This window comes from Pseudomonas sp. AC247 (assembly GCF_979258015.1).
On sequence record NZ_OZ409829.1, the window covers coordinates 6,197,592 to 6,217,862 of the forward strand.

At 60.1% G+C, this 20,271-nt stretch carries 19 protein-coding genes; 12 read left to right on the forward strand and 7 right to left on the reverse strand.

Features of this window, described 5'->3' with window-relative positions; all coding sequences use genetic code 11:
- Positions 1 to 107: 107 nt before the first annotated feature.
- Positions 108 to 2,519, reverse strand: a complete 2,412-nt coding sequence (locus tag ACZZ0B_RS28090; RefSeq protein ID WP_463546746.1) for a penicillin acylase family protein — start codon at positions 2,517 to 2,519, stop codon at positions 108 to 110.
- A gap of 102 nt (positions 2,520 to 2,621) precedes the next feature.
- Positions 2,622 to 3,200, reverse strand: a complete 579-nt coding sequence (locus tag ACZZ0B_RS28095) for a DUF6436 domain-containing protein (protein ID WP_008085310.1) — start codon at positions 3,198 to 3,200, stop codon at positions 2,622 to 2,624.
- Between the two features lie 98 nt (positions 3,201 to 3,298).
- On the opposite strand from ACZZ0B_RS28095, the gene bipL reads away from it, so the two are divergent.
- Positions 3,299 to 4,246, forward strand: a complete 948-nt coding sequence (gene bipL, locus ACZZ0B_RS28100; RefSeq protein WP_463546747.1) for a phospholipase BipL — start codon at positions 3,299 to 3,301, stop codon at positions 4,244 to 4,246.
- A 130-nt stretch (positions 4,247 to 4,376) separates the two neighbouring features.
- Here bipL and ACZZ0B_RS28105 read toward each other — a convergent pair whose 3' ends face one another.
- Positions 4,377 to 5,108 carry a DUF2059 domain-containing protein gene (locus ACZZ0B_RS28105; RefSeq protein WP_440096706.1) on the reverse strand — a complete coding sequence of 244 codons (732 nt, stop codon included), beginning with the start codon at positions 5,106 to 5,108 and terminating at the stop codon, positions 4,377 to 4,379.
- Between the two features lie 108 nt (positions 5,109 to 5,216).
- Between ACZZ0B_RS28105 and ACZZ0B_RS28110 the strand changes: the two genes are divergently transcribed.
- Both ACZZ0B_RS28110 and ACZZ0B_RS28115 read left to right on the forward strand, forming a co-directional pair.
- Entirely contained in the window at positions 5,217 to 5,849 is a 633-nt protein-coding gene (locus ACZZ0B_RS28110; protein WP_008085304.1) for a 2OG-Fe(II) oxygenase, read from the forward strand.
- Between the two features lies 1 nt (position 5,850).
- Complete coding sequence (locus ACZZ0B_RS28115; RefSeq protein ID WP_008085302.1) at positions 5,851 to 6,342, forward strand: 2-thiouracil desulfurase family protein; 492 nt, start codon at positions 5,851 to 5,853, stop codon at positions 6,340 to 6,342.
- A gap of 87 nt (positions 6,343 to 6,429) precedes the next feature.
- Here ACZZ0B_RS28115 and ACZZ0B_RS28120 read toward each other — a convergent pair whose 3' ends face one another.
- On the reverse strand, positions 6,430 to 7,002 hold the full coding sequence (locus ACZZ0B_RS28120; protein ID WP_008085300.1) for a transporter substrate-binding domain-containing protein: 573 nt from the start codon (positions 7,000 to 7,002) through the stop codon (positions 6,430 to 6,432).
- Positions 7,003 to 7,137: 135 nt separating this feature from the next.
- On the opposite strand from ACZZ0B_RS28120, the gene ACZZ0B_RS28125 reads away from it, so the two are divergent.
- On the forward strand, positions 7,138 to 7,563 hold the full coding sequence (locus tag ACZZ0B_RS28125) for a DUF4399 domain-containing protein (protein WP_008085298.1): 426 nt from the start codon (positions 7,138 to 7,140) through the stop codon (positions 7,561 to 7,563).
- 57 nt (positions 7,564 to 7,620) lie between these two features.
- On the opposite strand, the gene serA is transcribed toward ACZZ0B_RS28125, so the two are convergent.
- On the reverse strand, positions 7,621 to 8,850 hold the full coding sequence (gene serA / locus ACZZ0B_RS28130; RefSeq protein ID WP_008085296.1) for a phosphoglycerate dehydrogenase: 1,230 nt from the start codon (positions 8,848 to 8,850) through the stop codon (positions 7,621 to 7,623).
- A 204-nt stretch (positions 8,851 to 9,054) separates the two neighbouring features.
- Here serA and ACZZ0B_RS28135 point away from each other — a divergent pair, with 204 nt between their 5' ends.
- The 4 genes from ACZZ0B_RS28135 (at position 9,055) to ACZZ0B_RS28150 (ending at position 13,485) form a co-directional block, all read left to right on the forward strand.
- Positions 9,055 to 10,449, forward strand: a complete 1,395-nt coding sequence (locus ACZZ0B_RS28135) for an FAD-binding oxidoreductase (RefSeq protein ID WP_116028440.1) — start codon at positions 9,055 to 9,057, stop codon at positions 10,447 to 10,449.
- Positions 10,450 to 10,490: 41 nt separating this feature from the next.
- On the forward strand, positions 10,491 to 11,156 hold the full coding sequence (locus tag ACZZ0B_RS28140; protein WP_008085293.1) for a fumarylacetoacetate hydrolase family protein: 666 nt from the start codon (positions 10,491 to 10,493) through the stop codon (positions 11,154 to 11,156).
- A 290-nt stretch (positions 11,157 to 11,446) separates the two neighbouring features.
- The gene (locus ACZZ0B_RS28145) at positions 11,447 to 12,370 is read left to right on the forward strand and encodes an SdiA-regulated domain-containing protein (RefSeq protein ID WP_463546748.1); all 924 of its coding nucleotides are present in this window, start codon (positions 11,447 to 11,449) and stop codon (positions 12,368 to 12,370) included.
- 197 nt (positions 12,371 to 12,567) lie between these two features.
- On the forward strand, positions 12,568 to 13,485 hold the full coding sequence (locus ACZZ0B_RS28150) for an SdiA-regulated domain-containing protein (protein WP_463546749.1): 918 nt from the start codon (positions 12,568 to 12,570) through the stop codon (positions 13,483 to 13,485).
- A gap of 147 nt (positions 13,486 to 13,632) precedes the next feature.
- Here the strand turns inward: ACZZ0B_RS28150 and rpiA are convergent, their stop codons facing one another.
- Positions 13,633 to 14,307 (reverse strand): ribose-5-phosphate isomerase RpiA, encoded by a 675-nt coding sequence (gene rpiA, locus ACZZ0B_RS28155; protein WP_463546750.1) that lies wholly within the window; start codon positions 14,305 to 14,307, stop codon positions 13,633 to 13,635.
- Positions 14,308 to 14,567: 260 nt separating this feature from the next.
- Here rpiA and ilvA point away from each other — a divergent pair, with 260 nt between their 5' ends.
- Complete coding sequence (gene ilvA, locus ACZZ0B_RS28160; RefSeq protein WP_008088452.1) at positions 14,568 to 16,082, forward strand: threonine ammonia-lyase, biosynthetic; 1,515 nt, start codon at positions 14,568 to 14,570, stop codon at positions 16,080 to 16,082.
- A 40-nt stretch (positions 16,083 to 16,122) separates the two neighbouring features.
- On the forward strand, positions 16,123 to 16,536 hold the full coding sequence (locus ACZZ0B_RS28165; RefSeq protein ID WP_463546751.1) for a DUF2269 family protein: 414 nt from the start codon (positions 16,123 to 16,125) through the stop codon (positions 16,534 to 16,536).
- A 120-nt stretch (positions 16,537 to 16,656) separates the two neighbouring features.
- Here the strand turns inward: ACZZ0B_RS28165 and ACZZ0B_RS28170 are convergent, their stop codons facing one another.
- Positions 16,657 to 17,313, reverse strand: a complete 657-nt coding sequence (locus ACZZ0B_RS28170) for a histidinol-phosphatase (protein ID WP_053124792.1) — start codon at positions 17,311 to 17,313, stop codon at positions 16,657 to 16,659.
- 143 nt (positions 17,314 to 17,456) lie between these two features.
- Here ACZZ0B_RS28170 and ACZZ0B_RS28175 point away from each other — a divergent pair, with 143 nt between their 5' ends.
- A complete protein-coding gene (locus tag ACZZ0B_RS28175; protein ID WP_003229203.1) occupies positions 17,457 to 17,936 on the forward strand; it encodes an RNA pyrophosphohydrolase in 480 nt (159 codons plus the stop codon).
- A 22-nt stretch (positions 17,937 to 17,958) separates the two neighbouring features.
- Entirely contained in the window at positions 17,959 to 20,238 is a 2,280-nt protein-coding gene (gene ptsP, locus ACZZ0B_RS28180) for a phosphoenolpyruvate--protein phosphotransferase (RefSeq protein ID WP_463546752.1), read from the forward strand.
- The last annotated feature ends 33 nt before the right edge of the window (positions 20,239 to 20,271 follow it).

A 20,271-nucleotide genomic window follows, 5' to 3' on the forward strand; every position in this document is an offset into this window, starting at 1 on the left:
CAAGCCAGCTCCCACAGGTTTCTCTGGAGTTCACATGATTTGTGATCGACGCAAAACCCTGTGGGAGCTGGCTTGCCAGCGATGAGGCCTGTTCTATCAGCGCAAAACTACTGCGCAGCCCGCGCCGGCAACAGCTTCAAGGTACTGCGCGTATTCGCCGTCACCTCTTCCTCGCTGAAATGCGCCTGCACATACATCCCGTCGACATACGCCTCAGCCTGATCGTCATAGTGACTGTCGAACGGCACACCGCTCTGGCCCACCGGGTTGATCGTCAGCGCATGCGCCGGATCGGCGAAGTCGACCAGCCGCCGCGTCGACGGCCCGTACGTCACCGGCCACGGCGCCGGGCCGATCCTTGCGGAAAGGTTATTCGGCACTTCATGACTGCCCGGCGCCGCAAATGGCCCGACATTGAAAAGGCGATCCAGCGGCTTCTGCTGCCCCAGCGGATGCCCGTGCGTCAGCGTGTGCGCCGCGCCCCATTGCCATCCGGCCACATCGTCGCCGAGGGTCAGCTGCAGATGGGCCATGCTCGCTGCCCACGCCGCGCGCACGACATCGGCGCGGGTCTCTTTGGCCGGCGTGTTGCGGTTGTCCCACCACGGCGAATCAGCGTTTGCCGCCAGACGTGGCAGCGCCGCATCGATCACTCGCGTCGACAGCAGCGTGTCGAAAAAGTCATTGCCCAACTCATCACGCATCACCGCGTCGGCAAGGTCGTAGAGGAACTGGTTAAACAGCGTCGCACTGACCGAGTCCAGCGGATAATCGCCGGGCCATTGCGCCAGTTGCTCGACCAGTTTCAGCTGTGCCGGATCGCTCACCACTTCACGCAATACCGGCAGCAACGGCGCCAGCAGACGCGGGCCGTAACCGGTTGCCGTACCGAGTTGCAGCTTCTGGTTAGCCTCGTTGGTCCACTTCACGCTCTTGTCGCCGAGTTGACGATTAAGCTGCTGGCCGCGATCGGCGAGGTTGTAGTAACCGGGGATCTCCATGCCGGTCGGCGACAGCGGCTGGAAGTTGGCCGAGACGATGTAGCCGCGCGCCGGGTTTTCTTCCTGCGGGTTGGCGCTGAACGGGTAGAAGCCGTCCTTGTCGGCCTGATTGCTGCTGCCGTCGAGAATGAATTCCGGCCGTACTCCGGCCGGACGCTTGGGCAGTAACGCCGAGGCCCACCAGGCGATGTCGCCCTTGGCGTTGGCGTACACCAGGTTCAACCCCGGTGCCTGCACTTTCGCCGCCGCGGCGCGGGCTTTGGCCAACGTGTCGGCGCGGTTGAGTTGGTAGAAGCCTTCGAGAATCGGATTGGGTGTTTCGAGGAAGGCCCACCACATCGCAATCGGTGTTTTCCCGGCAGCAGATCCCAGTGCATCGTTGACGATCGGGCCGTGGGGCGACTGGCGCAGGGTGATGGTCACCGGTGACTGGCCCTTCACATTGATTTGCTGCTCGCTGCTGACCATGTCGGTCCACTGGCCGCGATACCAGACCTGATTGGGGTTGTCCGGGTTGACCTTCTCGGCGATCAGGTCCAGATCGTCGTTCTGGAACATGGTCAGGCTCCAGCCGAAATCGAGGTTATGCCCCAGAAACGCGAAGGGCACCAGCGCCTGATGGTGGCCGTACAACTCAAACCCCGGCGCCGACAATTGCGCTTCGTACCACACCGACGGCACCGAGAAACGAATGTGCGGGTCGCCAGCCAACAGCGGTTTGCCGCTCTGGCTGCGGCTGCCGGCAATCACCCAGGCGTTGCTGCCTTCGAACTGCGGCAAGCCGTTGTCGATCAACGCCTGTTCACTGAGGCGGGCGAGGGCGTTGAGGTCTTGCCAGTCGCCAGCGGCGAGGGCTGGCGTCTGTTGGGCGTGACCGTTGGCCAGCACGCCTTTGGCCTGCCAGTCGAGGTCGAAGACGTTGAGATAATCGGCGCCGAGTTGATCGCGCACATAGGTCAACAGCGGTTCGGTGCGAAACGCCGCGGCAAAGCTGTAAGCCATGTAGCCGGCGACGCTGATGCTGTCCTCCGCGGTGAACGGCCGCTTGGGGATGCCCAGCACGTCAAACTCGATCGGCGCAGCGTGGGTGTCCTGATATTGGTTGATGCCATCCAGATAGGCTTGCAGGCCCTTCCACGCCGGCGACTGCTTGTCGAGGCTGGCGACATAACTGGCAGCGCGCTCGCGGATGCGCAGGCTGCGGAACAGTTTGTCGGTGTCGAGCAGCTTCGGCCCGAGCACTTCGGCCAGTTCGCCTCGGGCGAGGCGGCGCACGCTTTCCATCTGGAACAGGCGATCCTGGGCATGCACATAGCCGAGGGCGCGGTAGAGGTCGGTTTCGTTCTCGGCGCGGATGTGCGGTACGCCGCGTTCGTCGTAGCGCACGGTCACCGAACCCTGCAGGTTGCGCAGTTCCACCTGGCCCTGTCGCGTCGGTTGCTTGCTGTAGACGTACCAGCCCCCGGCGCAGAGCAGAACAACAATGAGCAAGGCAAGAACGGTGAACACGCGTTTCATGGCGACTCCTTGTGCAGGCGGGATTGCCGCCCGTCGGGCTGCAAACAATTAGCACAGACCGTCCGTGCCGTGCAGCGCTGTCCTTGAAAAGTCCGGAATGCCTTACTTCGTCTCCACCGGCCACGGGCAATAGCAACCGACGGCCAGCGTGTGCGTGGCGTCGACCGGGCGATCGTCCGTCAGGGCATTGAGGATCGGTTCAATGAAGCTGTTGCTGGAGTTGCAGGTCAGGCCTTCGCTGTAAGGGCCGAAGTACGCCAGTTTGCCGCTGCGATCCCAGATCGCCACGGCCGGGCTGGCGGGCACCTGTTCGGAACCGGGCAACACCGTGATGGTTTTCAGGCTACTGAGTGTGGCCGGCAACTGGCCGTGGCTGCCCGCTCTTTGCACCGCAAAGAACTCGACACCCCTGGCGCTGAAGTGCTCGACCATCTCGCTCAGGTGCTGTTGATTGCCGACGTTGCACGGGCAGGCCGGGTCCCAGAAGTGCACCAGACGGATATTGCCGGGGCCGGCGAGATCGTCGGGCAGGCGCAGCGGATCGCCGGAAAATACCGCGGTGTGTTCGCTGAACGCGCGCAGGTATCGCCCCTGAAACCAGTCGTACGCCGCCCACAGCACCCCGGCGCAGATCAGCGCGAGCAGGCTGGCAAACAGTGCGGTGCGGTAGGGCGAACGCATGGTTTTCGATCCCGAAGAGGTCGGCTAGCTTGCCATGTCTGTCACTACAGATGAATATCGCAGGCCGATAAAGTCTGTTTACCGCTCTGGAACCGCTTATGCCCGCCACCTTCGACCCCGATCAATTACGCGCCAGCCTCAAGCCCTTGGCCGAGTGGCAGCCGTTGTCGGAGGAGGCCAAAGCCTATCAGCGCTTTTACCAGACCGACTTTCCCGAGCGTGATGTCTGGCGCGGCATGGGCCGTTTCGAAGTCGACGGTTATGAGCTGGTCAGCCATTGCTGGTGGCCGGAAAAGGTCAAGGCGACGCTGTTTCTGTTGCACGGTTACTACGATCACACCGGGCTTTATCGCCATGTGATCGAGTGGGCGCTGGATCAGGATTTTGCAGTGATTTCCTGCGACCTGCCGGGCCATGGCCTGTCGAGCGGGCCGCGTGCAAGCATTCGCGATTTCTCCGAGTACCAGGACGTCCTGCAAGCCCTGTTCGCCGAAGCGCAGTCGATCGCGCTGCCGCAACCGTGGCACATGTTCGGGCAAAGCACGGGCGGGGCGATTATTGTCGATCACGTGCTCAACCATGGTCAGGGCAGCCCGGCGCAAGGTCAGTTGATCCTGATGGCGCCATTGGTACGGCCGCGCGCGTGGGGGTGGTCGCAACTGAGTTATTACCTGCTCCGGCCTTTTGTCCGAGGTGTCGTGCGGCGCTTCAGCGAGAACTCCAACGATCCGGATTTCCTGCCGTTTCTCCAGGCCGATCCGTTGCAGCCGCGACGCTTGCCGACCCAGTGGGTAGGCGCATTGTCACGCTGGATCATTCGCGTCGAGCACGCGAAAAAAAGCCCGCGGCGACCGCTGATCATTCAGGGGCAGGCGGACATGACGGTCGACTGGCAGCACAATTTGCAAGTGATGAAGTGGAAGTTCGATCGGCCGCAGATATTGCTGCTGGCCGAGGCGCGGCATCATCTGGCGAATGAGACGGAGGAGATGCGTGAGGAGTATTTCGAGTTTCTGAGCAAGCGCATCAGGGGCCGCAATCTTTAGCGTCTCTGAGGGCCCTATCGCTGGCAAGCCAGCTCCCACAGGGTTAGGTGTCGATCACGAATATTGTGAACACCCAAGAAAACTGTGGGAGCTGGCTTGCCAGCGATGGCGGCTTATCAGGTGCTAGAGATCATTGGCCGACCGCCAGGCCTGCACGAATCGCCGCCAGCGCCGCCTGGTAATACGCCTTGCCCTCGGTTGATTCGGCAAACGTCGCAAACTCTTCCAGCTCTTCGTCCGACAGGTCGCGATAAACGTAGAGCAGCGTGTTGTTGATGTCCGCGCCAATCTGATCCATCAGGCGCTGGCGCTGACCGTTCAACATGCCCTGCGCCTGACCGCCACCGAGCAGTCCCGGAATCATCGAGCTCAAGCTGTCCGCCGCCACACCGGCAATCGCCAGGCTGACCTCGGCGCCAGCCTCACGCGCTGGCAGCGCCTGCGCGAGGTGGCCGATGATCAGCAGACGGCTGTCGCTGACCTGCATCTTCGGCAGGCCCTTGGCGTTTTTTGCCAGTTGGTCGCGACGGGTTGCGAGCAACTCAGCGGCGACGATTTTTTTGCCCAGTGGCGATTGAAAAAAGCTCAGCGCCGGTTTCGGATCGGCAAGTTGCTGGCGCAGTTGCGCTTCGGCGCGTTGATCCACGGCTTGCGGGGCGAAACGCTGATTGCTGTTGTTGACCAACGCCTGAAACACGGCGGGCGGCAGGCTGTTCTGATAGCGCTGCTGGGCAGCGGTCAGGGCGTCGTTGAAATGCGCACGTTGATCTGGCCAGCCGGCGACCTTGTACAACTGATCGTGGCCGTCCGCCCAGGCGGGCAACACGCAGAACATCAACAGTGAAAAAAGCAAACGGCGCATAGGGACTCCTGTCAGCAGCGGACTATTCTCCGTGCGGTGCCGGTACTTGTCGAGAATTCGTAGCAAGCCGCCGCGTGGCTCTGTCGGATTTTTCGCCGGCGGCATACTATGCGCGCCATGCAAATATCCTCTGAACACCCGCTGCTGTTACGCATTGTCGACGACCTGGCCGAGCATGGCTGGTCGCAGCAGAACATATTCCTGCCCGCCGGTTTGACCCGCGAGTTGGCGGCCGAGTGCCGTAAACGTGAGGCCGAAGGTGAGCTGGCGCCGGCGGCGGTGGGACGTGGGCCGTTTTCAGAGATCCGCGAGGGTATTCGTGGCGACCACATTCAGTGGATCGATCCAGGCCAGGCCGATTCCAGCGACCGCTATCTGAATCTGATGGAAAGCCTGCGCGAGGCGCTCAACCGTGGCTTGTTCCTCGGTCTTGAAGACTTCGAATGCCATTTCGCCTTGTACCCACCGGGTGCGTTCTATCGTCGGCATGTCGACCGTTTTCGCGACGATGACAAGCGCATGGTCTCGGTGGTGGTCTACCTCAATGACGCCTGGCTGCCGGAGGACGGTGGTCAGTTGCGCATGTACCTGAACGAAGAGCGCGTGCATGACGTGCAGCCTACTGGCGGTTGTCTGGTGGTGTTTCTTTCTGGCGAAGTGCCGCACGAAGTGTTGCCGGCGAACCGTGAACGTTTGTCGCTGACGGGCTGGTTCCGTCGGCGTGGCAACGAGCCGTTCTGACATGGACAAGATTCTGGTCAGCCGCTGCCTGCTGGGTCATCGCGTACGTTACGACGGTGGCGCGAGTGGGCCGTTTGATCTGCTCGAACAGTGGATTAGCGAAGGACGCGTGGTGCCGTTGTGCCCGGAAGTCGCGGGAGGTTTGCCGACGCCTCGTGCAGCGGCGGAGATTCCCGGCGGGCAGGGTGGTGAAGTGCTGGATGGCATTGCTGCGGTGATGACCACCGAGGGCGAGGACGTCAGCGCGCAGTTTCTCGACGGTGCGCGGCAGGCGCTGGAGCTGGTGCGCAAACACGGCATCCGCGTGGCGGTGCTCAAAGCCAACAGTCCTTCCTGTGGCAACCTGCTGACCTATGACGGGACGTTCAGTGGGGTGAAAGTTTCCGGCGAAGGCGTAACCGCTGCACTGCTCAAGCGCCATGGCGTGCAAGTCTTCAGCGAGCTCGAACTCCCGCAAGCCGCGCTGGCCCTGACCCAACTCGATCACCTGTAGGAGCTGCGGCACGCTGCGATCTTTTGATCTTTTTGATCTTTCGAATCAACATCAAAAGATCGCAGCGTGCCGCAGCTCCTACAGGTTTCAATTGGGTTCGGTGAGCCACTTCTTCGACAGCGCCGCCAGGCGCCCGTCGGCCTTGATCCGCTGCATCGCGCTCTCAAGGCTGGCGTGAAATGCCGGATTACCCTTCTGAAACGGTATCGCCAACTCCACCGGTGCACTCGCCTTTGGCTTGGCATCAGTCAACGCCTGCACCAAGACCATCGGCTGCGGCTGCTCATCCTTCTTCGCCAGCAGTTGCGCATCGACCTTGCCGTAAGGCTCGCTGAAGTCGAAACGATCCTTGAGTTCGGGTGTCAGTGCTATGTGATTGAGCGCGACGTCGTACTTGCCGCTTTCAACGCCCTGGAGCAGATCGGCCTCGTCGGTGACGATGAAGTCGGCGCGTACATCCAGCTCGTTGGCGAGCAGTTGCCCAAGCTCGACCTCGAACCCCGTGAGTTTGTCGCCGTCGTCCTTGTAATTGAAAGGCGGTGTATTAGCCTCAAGGGCTATGCGCAACTCGCCACGGTCGTTGACGTCATCAATCAGTTCGGCGTGAGCCAAAGGGCTCAGAAGGGGTAGCAGGCAGATCAGGCCAGGCAAAAAGCGCATGGTCACTCCTTTGAAATCATTATTGCGATGCTCTGAGTCAGGCTCGCTTTGCTATGGTTGTCGAGTGCCTTCGGCAACGAATGGTCATGAAGTTGTCATGACCGTGCGGATTTTACGGAAAAACTGGAGAAGAAAATGAAAAGCTTTATGTCACGTGCAGCGTTGGCGGGTGTGCTGATGGGTGTTTCGGTGCTGGCCAGTGCTGCCACACCCGCGCCAAAAGGCGCCGAAGTGTTCATCGTTTCTCCCGAGGACGGGGCCACGGTTTCGCAGACCTTCACCGTCAAGTTCGGCACCAAGGACGTCGCGCTGGCACCAGCCGGTGACGTCACCAAGAACACCGGTCACCACCATTTGCTGATCGACGTCGACAAGCTCCCGGCCGCTGGCGCGCCGATTCCGAATGACGCCAATCACATGCACTTCGGCAAGGCGCAGACCCAGGCTGACATCAAACTGGCCCCGGGCAAGCACACCTTGCAGCTGGAGCTGGGCGACAGCGGCCACATGCCGTTCGATCCGCCAATCGTCTCGAAGAAAATCACCGTCAACGTCGAATAATTTTTCGGCATGAAAAAGGGAGCCCGAAGGCTCCCTTTTTTGTCGCTCAACGCTAAATCAGAACAACACGCGGCTACGGATAGTGCCGTTGATGTGCTGCAGCTTCTCTTGCGCCAGATCCGAGTACTCGGCGTCGACGTCGATCACCACGTAGCCAACCTTCTCGTTGGTCTGCAGGAACTGACCGGAAATGTTGATGCCGTTTTCGGCGAAGACCTTGTTGATCTCGCTCATCACACCCGGAATGTTCTCGTGGATGTGCAGCAGGCGGTGCTTGCCAGGGTGAGCCGGCAGGGCCACTTCCGGGAAGTTCACCGACGAAACCGAAGTACCGTTGTCGCTGTACTTGACCAGTTTCTCTGCCACTTCCAGACCGATGTTGGCTTGCGCTTCGGCGGTCGAACCACCGATGTGCGGGGTCAGGATCACGTTGTCGAGGCCACGCAGCGGGCTTTCGAACTCTTCGTCGTTGGAGCGTGGCTCCACCGGGAATACGTCGATGGCCGCGCCGATCAGGTGCTTGTCCTTGATCGCGTCCGCCAGGGCGTCCAGCTCGACCACGGTACCGCGCGCCGCGTTGATCAGGATGCCGCCCTTCTTGATGGCGCGGATTTCCTTCTCGCCGATCATCCACTGGGTCGCAGCGGTTTCCGGAACGTGCAGGGTGACGATGTCGGACATGCCCAGCAGCTCGGTCAGGCTACCGATCTGAGTCGCGTTGCCCAGCGGCAGCTTGGTCACGGTGTCGTAGAAATACACCTGCATGCCCAGACCTTCAGCCAGAACCGACAGCTGCGTACCGATCGAGCCGTAGCCGACGATGCCGAGTTTCTTGCCACGGATCTCGAAGGAGTTGGCTGCGGATTTGATCCAGCCGCCACGGTGGCAGGAAGCGTTTTTCTCCGGGATGCCGCGCAGCAGCAGGATCGCTTCGGCCAGCACCAGTTCCGCTACGGAGCGAGTGTTGGAGTACGGCGCGTTGAACACGGCAATACCGCGCTCACGGGCAGCACTCAGGTCAACCTGGTTGGTGCCGATGCAGAAACAGCCGACCGCAACCAGCTTCTTCGCATGATCGAAGATCTCTTCGGTCAGTTGGGTGCGCGAACGAATGCCGATGAAGTGAGCGTCAGCGATCTTTTCCTTGAGCTGGGCTTCCGGCAAGGAACCTGTCAGGTATTCGATGCTGGTGTAGCCCGCCGCCTTGAGGACGTCGACAGCCGATTGGTGGACGCCTTCGAGAAGAAGGAACTTGATCTTGCTCTTATCGAGAGAAGTCTTGCTCATCTGCGTAAACCTGTATCCCGGAGAAAAATGGCAGGAAATGGTCAACAGACGCTGACCCGGACGACAAGAAAGTCGTCTCCGCGGATCTGGCCTTGGGCACTGTCCTGCGGGGTCGATATGCTAGCATAGCCTCCCCGCTAAACACTCATTCCTGCGACGTGAAGCGTTCTCAGGATGACCATGAATTGTTCGAGAGTTCTGTCGATGACCAATCCTGCCCTGATTGATGAACTGAAGACCCTGGTCGAGCCTGGCAAGGTCCTGACCGACGCCGACTCCCTGAATGCGTACGGCAAGGATTGGACCAAGCACTTCGCGCCGGCGCCTAGCGCCATTGTGTTTCCCAAGACCATCGAGCAGGTGCAAGCCGTTGTCCGTTGGGCCAATGAACACAAGGTCGCGCTGGTGCCGTCGGGCGGACGCACCGGGCTTTCCGCCGCTGCGGTGGCGGCGAATGGCGAAGTGGTCGTGTCGTTTGATTACATGAATCAGATTCTCGACGTGAACCTCACCGACCGCACCGCCGTTTGTCAGCCGGGTGTAGTCACCGAGCATTTGCAGAACGTCGCCGAAGAAAAAGGCCTGTATTACCCGGTTGATTTCGCCTCGGCCGGTTCCAGCCAGATTGGCGGCAACATCGGCACCAATGCCGGTGGGATCAAGGTGATTCGCTACGGCATGACCCGCAACTGGGTCGCCGGCATGAAAGTCGTCACCGGCAAGGGCGACGTGCTCGAACTGAACAAAGACCTGATCAAGAACGCCACCGGTTACGACCTGCGCCAGCTGTTCATCGGCGCTGAAGGCACGCTGGGTTTCGTCGTCGAAGCGACCATGCGCCTCGATCGCGCGCCGAAAAACCTCACAGCGATGGTCCTTGGCACCGCCGATTTCGACTCGATCATGCCGGTGCTGCACGCCTTCCAGGGCAAGCTCGACCTGACCGCGTTCGAATTCTTCTCCGACAAAGCCCTGGCCAAAGTCATGGGCCGTGGCGACGTACCGGCGCCGTTCGAAACCGATTGCCCGTTCTATGCGTTGCTGGAATTCGAAGCGACCACTGAAGAAGTGGCCAATAGCGCACTGGAAACCTTCGAACACTGCGTCGAGCAGGGCTGGGTGCTGGACGGCGTGATGAGCCAGAGCGAAACCCAACTGCAGAATCTTTGGAAGCTGCGCGAGTACATCTCCGAGACCATCTCGCACTGGACGCCGTACAAAAACGACATCTCGGTCACCGTGTCGAAAGTGCCGGCATTTCTGAAGGAAATCGACGCGATCGTCGGCGAACACTATCCCGACTTCGAAATCGTCTGGTTCGGCCATATCGGCGACGGCAACCTGCATTTGAACATCCTCAAGCCGGATAACCTGAGCAAGGACGAGTTCTTCGCCAAGTGCGCGACCGTCAACAAGTGGGTGTTCGAAACCGTCGAGAAGTACAACGGTTCGATCTCCGCCGAGCACGGCGTGGGCATGACCAAACGCGATTACTTGACCTACAGCCGCTCGCCGGTTGAGATCGAGTACATGAAAGCGGTAAAAGCGGTGTTCGACCCGAACGGCATCATGAACCCGGGCAAGATTTTCGCGGTTTGATCGGCAATCTTTGATGAATCAATGAAGGCAGGAGTCGGTAAATGAGCTATCAGCACCAGTACGTCGACGGCACGCGCATCCACTTCCCGATCGGGAAAGTCGTGTGCATTGGCCGCAATTACGCCGAACACGCCAAGGAACTGGACAACCCGGTGCCTACCGAACCGTTGCTGTTCATCAAGCCGGGCAGTTGCGTGGTTGAGCTGGAAGGCGGTTTCGCCATTCCGACCGAGCGCGGTTCGGTGCACTACGAAGCGGAAATCGCCGTGTTGATCGGCAAGCCGTTGTCGACCAAACCGAGCCGTGAAGAAGTGCTCGACGCGATCTCCGGTTTCGCCCCGGCGCTGGACCTGACCCTGCGCGACAAGCAGGCCGAGCTGAAAGCCAAGGGCCTGCCGTGGGAAATCGCCAAGTCTTTCGACGGCGCGGCGGTGATCGCCCCGTTCGTGGTCGGCAGCACCTTTGCTGACCTGACCGACATCGGCATTCGCCTGACCATCAACGGCGAAGTCCGTCAGGACGGCAACAGCAGCGCGATGCTCAACCCGATCGTGCCGATGATCCAGCACATGGCCGGCTGCTTCTCGCTGCAGGCCGGTGACGTGATTCTCACCGGCACACCAGTGGGCGTCGGCCCGCTGAACGTCGGCGATGACATCGTCCTCGAACTGGTCGGCGCGAGCAGCTTCACCAGCAGCGTGCGCTGATTAAGCATATTTTTCTTGTGATGTGATTTTGTGGCGAGGGGATTTATCCCCGTTGGACTGCGCAGCAGATCCCAAGATCTTTGGGGCCGCTGCGCGACCCAACGGGGATAAATCCCCTCGCCACAGAGGCCTGGCCGGTATTTTTGTGTCTTGGCCCACAAACCCACAGGGCAATCCCGCCATTTGCCGTTTTTTTCACATCCTGTCTGGATAATTTTCGCAATTCTGGCGTCTGAGCCGGCCTCTTTGTGCTATTACCCATAGCCTGAATTTTCGGAAAGCGTCCCTCGATGTCCTCTCAAACTCAGCTCAAAACCACCCCTCGCTCGCGTTTCTACCTGCGTTGGTACGTTTGGTTATTGTTGTTGATCGCTGCCGTTTATGGCCTGGCGTTCGCCATGCATTGGGATGACCGTGCGTTGCTGTGGGTACACGAGCGCTTTGAAAGTCAGGCTGAGCAGAAGGAAAGCATCTGGCTGCCGGACTATCGCGCGGTGATCGACGCGAAGTTGCTGCCGGGCATGGAGAAGGACGAAGCCTCGGACCTGTCCTATAACCCGCAGACCAAAACCCTGTTTTCGGTGACGGGCAAGAATCCGTTCCTCGCCGAGCTGACGCTGCAGGGCGATGTTCTGCGCAAGATGCCGCTCAAAGGCTGGAGCAATCCGGAAGGCCTGACCGTCATGGAAAACGGCCTGATGGCCATTGTCGACGAGCGTGAACACATGCTCTCTATCGTCAAGGTTGACGCCGACACCCGCGAGCTGAACATCGCCGATTTCCCGAAATACGACCTCGGGCCATCGAAAGACCAGAACAAGGCGTTCGAGGCGATCACCTGGGATCCGCGCAATCAGCAATTGCTGCTGGGCGAGGAGCGGCCACCGGCGCTGTTCACCTGGAAAAGCGATGGTAGCCAGATCCTGAAAGGCGACAAGCAGAAGCTGGCCAGCGACGAACTGGATATCCGCAATCTTTCCGCGCTGGCAATCGATCCGCGCACCGGCCACACCCTGGTGCTTTCGGCTGATTCGCACCTGCTGCTGGAACTGGACGAGAAGGGCGAGCAAGTCAGTTTCATGACCCTGCTGAGCGGTTTCAACGGGTTGAAAAAAACCATCCCCCGCGCCGAAGGCGTGACCATGGACGAGGCGGGCACGCTGTACATCGTCAGCGAGCCGAACCTGTTCTATCGCTTCGAAAAACACCAATAACGCCCAAAGCGAACCCCTGTAGGAGCTGCCGCAGGCTGCGATCTTTTGACTTTGATCCTAAAAACAAAATCAAAAGATCGCAGCCTTCGGCAGCTCCTACACGAGGTTGGGTTGTGGTTTGGGGCAAGTGGCCATTAAGCTTCAGTTCAGACGGGCGTGATATTTCATCCGCCTGTTTTGATTCCGAGCCCGCCCGAATGCGTCGACTTGCCCGTCCCAAACCTCTGGTCATCCTCCTGTCGGTGATTGCCCTGATCGCGTTGATTGCGATTGGCCAATATATGCGTCTGTTCGAGCGCGCCTGGTTCAACCTGCATACGCTGTGGCAGACGCAGAGCAGTGAGTCCATTGCCTTGGACCAATATCGAGTCGAGATCGAAGCGCGAGTCATCGAAGGGCTGGACGACGACGTTTCGGCACTGACCTTCGATCCGGTGCGCAAAAGCCTGTTCACCGTCACCAACAAGAATGCCGAGTTGGTCGAGTTGTCGCTGGAAGGCAAGATCCTGCGGCGCATCGCGCTGATCGGTTTCGGCGACCCGGAAGCGGTCGAGTTCATCAGCGCCGACACCTATGTGATCACCGACGAACGCCAGCAGCGGCTGATCAAGATCCACCTGGAAAAAGACACGACCTTCCTCGATGCGGCCGATGCCGAGCAGATGACCCTCGGCGTGCACATGAGCGGCAACAAGGGTTTCGAGGGGTTGGCCTATGATTCCGTGGGCAAGCGCTTGTTTGTGGCGAAAGAGCGCGACCCGATGCTGATCTACGAAGTGCATGGCTTCCCGCACTTCAACCCGGAAAAATCTTACGCGGTGCACGTGATCAACAACCCCAAGCGCGATGCCGGGATGTTTGTGCGTGACCTGTCGAGCCTGCAATACGACGAACGCAGCGGCCATTTGTTGGCGCTGTCGGATGAGTCGCGATTGATTCTGGAGCTGGATGTCGATGGGCGGCCGTTGAGCACCATGTCCATCAGTGGCGGGCGTCAGGGTTTGAAGAAAACCGTGCCACAGGCGGAAGGCATTGCGATGGACGACGACGGCACGTTGTACCTGGTGAGTGAGCCGAACCTGTTCTACGTCTTCAAAAAACCCACTCAACCCTGACAAACACCGCAAATCCAATGTAGGAGTGAGCCTGCTCGCGATAGCGGAGTGTCAGTCAACATCTATATCAACTGACACACCGCTATCGCGAGCAGGCTCACTCCTACAAGGGAACTTCATTTGCCCATAAATAGTGGGCAGTTTGGCTTACTCAGCCTTGAGGGTTTTCACGCCTTCAGGTGTGCCCAGCAGCAGCAGGTCCGCCGGACGTGCCGCGAACAGGCCGTTGGTGACCACGCCAACAATCGCATTGATCTGCGCTTCCAGCTCCACCGGGTTGGTGATCTGCAGGTTGAACACGTCGAGGATGATGTTGCCGTTATCGGTCAGCACGCCTTCGCGGTACACCGGGTCGCCGCCCAGTTTTACCAACTGACGCGCGACGTGGCTGCGGGCCATCGGGATCACTTCGACCGGCAGCGGGAATTCGCCCAGCACCGGCACCAGTTTGCTGGCGTCGGCGATGCAGATGAAGGTCTTGGCCACGGCCGCGACGATCTTCTCGCGGGTCAGGGCAGCGCCGCCGCCCTTGATCAGGTTCAGGTGCGCGTCGCTTTCATCGGCGCCATCAACGTAGAACTCCAGATAGCTGACGGTGTTCAACTCGTACACCGGAATCCCGTGGCCTTTCAGGCGCGCAGCGGTGGCTTCGGAACTGGCGACCGCGCCATCGAACGCGCCCTTGTGCTGGGCCAGTGCGTCGATGAAGCAGTTGGCGGTGGAGCCGGTGCCGACCCCGACGATGCTCTTGTCGTCGAGTTTCGGAAGGATGAAGTCGACGGCGGCCTGAGCCACTGCCTGTTTGAGTTGATCCTGGGTCATGCGGGCTCCGGAAGCGGGCAAGGTGAGAACGGAAAGGCCGGCATTATAGGCCCCATGTCTGGGAAGGTCATTGTCCTATTGGCAGATCAAAAGATCGCAGCCTGCGGCAGCTCCTACAGGAATCGCATGCATTCTGTAGGAGCTGCCGAAGGCTGCGATCTTTTAAGGCGCGGCTAAAACCTCTGGATTCGTGTGGTCGCCCGGGCAAAAGCCGGGTTAGACTCCTTGGCCCTGCCCAACCCGCTCAGTGATGCTTTCCGATGCTCGAACAGTACGTCAAAAAGATCCTCACCTCGCGCGTTTATGACGTTGCCGTAGAAACCCCGCTGCAGAACGCTCGCCAGCTCTCCGAGCGGCTGGGCAATGACATTTGGCTCAAGCGCGAAGACTTGCAGCCGGTGTTCTCGTTCAAGATTCGCGGCGCCTACAACAAGCTGACTCAGCTGACCGACGAAGAGCGCGCCCGTGGCGTGGTCACCGCGTCGGCGGGCAACCATGCGCAGGGTCTGGCCCTGGCGGCGAAAGTGTTGGGCGTGAAAGCCACCATCGTCATGCCCAAGACCACCCCCGAGATCAAGGTCGAAGGCGTGCGTTCGCGTGGCGGCAAAGTGGTACTGCACGGCGACTCGTTCCCGGAAGCGCTGGCCTACTCGCTGAAACTGGTCGATGAAAAAGGCTACGTCTACATCCACCCATACGACGATCCGCACACCATCGCCGGGCAGGGCACCGTGGCGATGGAAATTCTGCGCCAGCACCCGCAGCCGCTGGACGCGATTTTCGTCCCGGTCGGTGGTGGCGGTCTGATCGCCGGTATCGCCGCGTACGTCAAATACCTGCGTCCGGACATCAAGGTCATCGGCGTCGAGCCGGACGACTCCAACTGCCTGCAAGCGGCGATGGCTGCCGGTGAGCGCGTGGTGCTGCCGACCGTGGGAATCTTTGCCGATGGCGTGGCGGTGGCGCAGATCGGCCAGCACACCTTCGAGATCTGCAAAGACTATGTCGATGAAGTGATCACCGTCAGCACTGACGAGATCTGCGCAGCCATCAAGGATATCTACGATGATACCCGCTCGATCACCGAACCTGCCGGTGCGTTGGGCGTAGCCGGGATCAAGAAGTACGTTGAGCAACGCGGCGTCAGCGGCCAGACCTTTGTCGCCATCGACTCCGGCGCCAACGTCAACTTCGACCGCTTGCGCCACGTCGCCGAGCGCGCTGAACTGGGTGAAGGCCGCGAAGCGATCATTGCCGTGACCATTCCCGAGAAGGCCGGCAGCTTCAAGGCGTTTTGCGAAGCCATCGGCAAGCGCCAGATCACCGAATTCAACTACCGCTACAACACCGGCAGCGAAGCGCACATCTTCGTTGGCGTGCAGACCCACCCGGAAAACGACCCGCGCAGTGCGTTGCTGGCGAGCCTCACTGAGCAGGGCTTCCCGGTGCTCGACCTGACCGACAATGAACTGGCCAAGTTGCACATCCGCCACATGGTCGGCGGCCGCGCGGCGCAGGTGGTCGATGAAGTGGTGTTCCGCTTCGAATTCCCGGAACGTCCGGGCGCACTGTTCAACTTCCTTAACAAGCTCGGTGGGCGCTGGAACATCTCGATGTTCCACTACCGCAACCACGGCGCCGCCGATGGCCGTGTGGTCGCCGGCCTGCAAGTGCCGCACGACGAGCGTCATCTGGTGCCGGCAGCGCTTGAGGAAATCGGCTACCCGTATTGGGATGAAAGCGAGAACCCGGCCTATCAGCTGTTTCTTGGCTGAGCGGCTACGCTGATGGGCATGGCCCAAGGAAGAGAAATTCATGGAAACCCTGACCACCCTGAAAGTCCTTCACGTCGCGGCGACCGTGGTGATCCTCGTCAGCGGGTTGGGGCTTGCCGCTCTGACCTGGCGTAATCGCAGCGAAGGGCCAGCGAGCACGATGCAGCGCCCTTGGCTGTTTATCTGGTGTTTGATGCTGATAGGTATGCTGAGCATGCCTTTCACCGGCTGGTGGTTGGTACACCTGGTCGGCTGGCCACTGGGGCAGTTCTGGATTCTGGGTTCCAGCGTGATCTATGCCGTGGCCACGTTGAGTGCCGTGTGGCTGTTGGTGCGGCTTAATCGGCTGTGGACTAGCGGGGTAGGTAACTGGAAATTCAATCTGGCCCTGGCGATTGTCAGCGGCGTTGGGTTTCTCGCCATTGCGGGGTTGATGGGTGCCAAGCCTGTTTAAGGCTACATACCGAGTCGAGCCAATCGCTGGCAAGCCAGCTCCCACAGGTTTTTGAGCTGTCCACAAAATTTGTGTCCACTGATAGTCCCTGTGGGAGCTGGCTTGCCAGCGATGGCGTCATCAGCCGCGCAGAGAAATCACCGGCCAGCCACGCTTCTCGGCCTCGGCACGCAGATTCGGATCCGGATCAACAGCGACGGGATTCGCCACCTGCTCCAGCAGCGGCAAGTCATTCATCGAATCGCTATAGAAATAGCTGTCGTCCAGCGAATATCCGGTCTCTTCCAGCCAACGATTCAGGCGCGTCACCTTGCCTTCGCGGAAGCACGGAATATCGGTGCTGCGCCCGCTGTAGCGGCCATCAACCATTTCACATTCAGTGGCAATCAGGGTTTCAACGCCAAGGCGCACAGCAATCGGCGCAGTAACGAAACGGTTGGTCGCGGTGATGATCACCAGTTTGTCGCCGGCATCACGGTGTTTTTTCAGCAGTTCCAGCGCCTGCGGCAGCACGATCGGCTCGATGCAGTCGCGCATGTAATCGCTGTGCCATTGCTCGAGCACGGCCATGTCGGTGCGACCGAGGATTTCCAGGCAGAAGTTCAGGTACGCGGCGTTATCCAGTTTGCCGGCCAGGTAATCCTGATAGAACTCGTCGTTGCGCGCTTTGTACGCAATCGGGTCGAGGAAACCGCGTTCACACAGATAGTCGCCCCAGGCGTGATCGCTGTCGCCGCCCAGAAGGGTGTTGTCCAAATCGAATAGAGCCAGGCGCATTGCAGTTACCCGCTGATAAGTCTGTAAAAAGGCGACAAGAATACGGTCTTTTCACAAGAGTGCACATAAGGTAGGAAGCTTCGTTGCCGCCTTATCAACCTTTGTGGAACAATGCGGCGACATGCGTTTGCGAGGTTGTGCCCGTGATCGACCCCGATGGTTTCCGCCCCAATGTCGGGATCATTCTGACGAATGACGCCGGCCAGGTGCTATGGGCTCGCCGTATCAATCAAGATGCCTGGCAGTTTCCGCAAGGGGGAATCAACCCTGAAGAGACGCCGGAAGACGCCTTGTACCGCGAGCTGAACGAAGAAGTTGGCCTGGAACGTGAAGATGTTGAAATACTGGCCTGTACCCGGGGCTGGTTGCGCTATCGTTTGCCGCAACGTCTGGTGCGTACCCACAGCCAACCGCTGTGCATCGGCCAGAAACAGAAATGGTTTCTCCTGCGCCTGATCTCCAACGAGCAGCGGGTGCGGATGGATTTGACCGGTAAACCGGAGTTCGATGGCTGGCGCTGGGTCAGCTATTGGTATCCGTTGGGCCAGGTGGTGACATTCAAGCGCGAGGTGTATCGCCGCGCCCTCAAAGAGCTTGCCCCGCGCCTTTTAGCGCGCGACTGACGACGGAGTTCGACCCCGAGCCATGCTCAATACGCTGCGCAAGATCGTCCAGGAAGTTAACTCCGCCAAGGATCTCAAGGCGGCGTTGGGGATTATTGTGTTGCGCGTCAAAGAGGCCATGGGCAGCCAGGTCTGCTCGGTCTACCTGCTTGATCCCGAGACCAACCGCTTCGTCCTGATGGCCACCGAGGGCTTGAACAAGCGCTCGATCGGCAAGGTCAGCATGGCACCCAACGAAGGTCTGGTCGGTCTGGTCGGCACGCGTGAAGAACCCCTGAACCTCGAAAACGCTTCGGTTCACCCGCGCTACCGCTACTTCGCCGAAACCGGTGAAGAGCGTTACGCCTCGTTCCTCGGTGCTCCGATCATTCACCACCGCCGCGTCGTCGGCGTGTTGGTCATCCAGCAAAAAGAACGCCGCCAGTTCGACGAAGGTGAAGAAGCCTTCCTCGTGACCATGAGCGCGCAACTCGCCGGCGTTATCGCCCACGCCGAGGCCACCGGTTCGATCCGTGGTCTGGGCCGTCAGGGCAAGGGCATTCAGGAAGCCAAGTTCGTCGGCGTGCCGGGTTCACCGGGTGCGGCGGTCGGTACGGCGGTGGTCATGCTGCCACCGGCCGATCTCGACGTGGTGCCCGACAAGACCATCACAGACATCGACGCTGAGCTGGCGCTGTTCAAGACCGCCATCGAAGGCGTGCGTGCCGACATGCGCGCGTTGTCCGCCAAGCTTGCTACGCAGTTGCGCCCGGAAGAGCGCGCGCTGTTCGACGTCTACCTGATGATGCTCGACGATGCCTCGCTGGGCAGCGAAATCACCACCGTGATCAAGACCGGCCAGTGGGCCCAGGGCGCGCTGCGGCAGGTGGTTACGGAACACGTCAACCGTTTCGAACTGATGGACGACGCCTACCTGCGTGAGCGCGCCTCGGACGTCAAAGATCTTGGTCGGCGCCTGCTCGCGTATTTGCAGGAAGAGCGTCAGCAGAACCTGGTCTACCCGGAAAAAACCATTCTGGTCAGCGAAGAACTGACGCCGGCGATGCTCGGCGAGGTGCCGGAAGGCACGCTGGTCGGTCTGGTCTCGGTACTCGGTTCGGGTAACTCCCACGTCGCGATCCTTGCCCGCGCCATGGGCATTCCGACGGTGATGGGTCTGGTCGACCTGCCGTACGCCAAGGTCGACGGCATCGAAATGATCGTCGACGGCACGCGCGGCGAGGTTTACACCAACCCGAGCGAAGTGCTGCGCAAGCAGTTCGCCGAAGTCGTCGAAGAAGAGAAACAACTGGCGCTGGGCCTCGATACCCTGCGCGATTTGCCGTGCGTGACCCTCGATGGCCACCGCATGCCGCTGTGGGTCAACACCGGTTTGCTCGCCGATGTGGCGCGGGCGCAGAAGCGTGGCGCCGAAGGTGTCGGCCTGTACCGCACCGAAGTGCCGTTCATGATCAACCAGCGCTTCCCGAGCGAGAAGGAGCAACTGGCGATCTACCGCGAGCAGCTCGCCGCGTTCCACCCGCAACCGGTGACCATGCGCAGCCTCGACATCGGCGGTGACAAGTCGCTGTCGTACTTCCCGATCAAGGAAGACAACCCGTTCCTCGGCTGGCGCGGCATTCGCGTCACCCTCGACCACCCGGAAATCTTCCTGGTGCAGACCCGCGCGATGCTCAAGGCCAGCGAAGGCTTGAACAACCTGCGGATTCTGCTGCCGATGATCTCCGGCACCCATGAACTCGAAGAAGCCCTGCACCTGATCCATCGGGCCTGGGGCGAAGTGCGCGACGAAGGCACCGACGTGCCGATGCCGCCGATTGGCGTGATGATCGAAATTCCGGCGGCGGTGTATCAGACCAAGGAACTGGCGCGGATGGTCGACTTCCTTTCTGTCGGTTCCAACGACTTGACCCAGTATTTGCTGGCGGTCGACCGCAACAACCCGCGTGTGGCCGATCTCTACGACTACCTGCATCCGGCGGTGTTGCAAGCCCTGCAAACGGTGGTGCGTGATGCGCATGCGGAAGGCAAACCGGTGAGTATCTGCGGCGAGATGGCCGGTGATCCGGCGGCGGCGGTGCTGTTGATGGCGATGGGTTTCGACAGTCTGTCGATGAACGCCACCAACTTGCCGAAGGTCAAGTGGATGTTGCGTCAGGTCAATCTGAGCAAGGCCAAGGAGTTGCTGGCTGAACTGATGACCATCGATAACCCGCAAGTGATCCACAGCTCGCTGCAACTGGCGCTGAAGAACCTTGGGTTGTCGAAGATCAATCCACCGGCCGTCATCAAGGCTCATTAAAAGATCGCAGCCTGCGGCAGCTCCTACATGGAA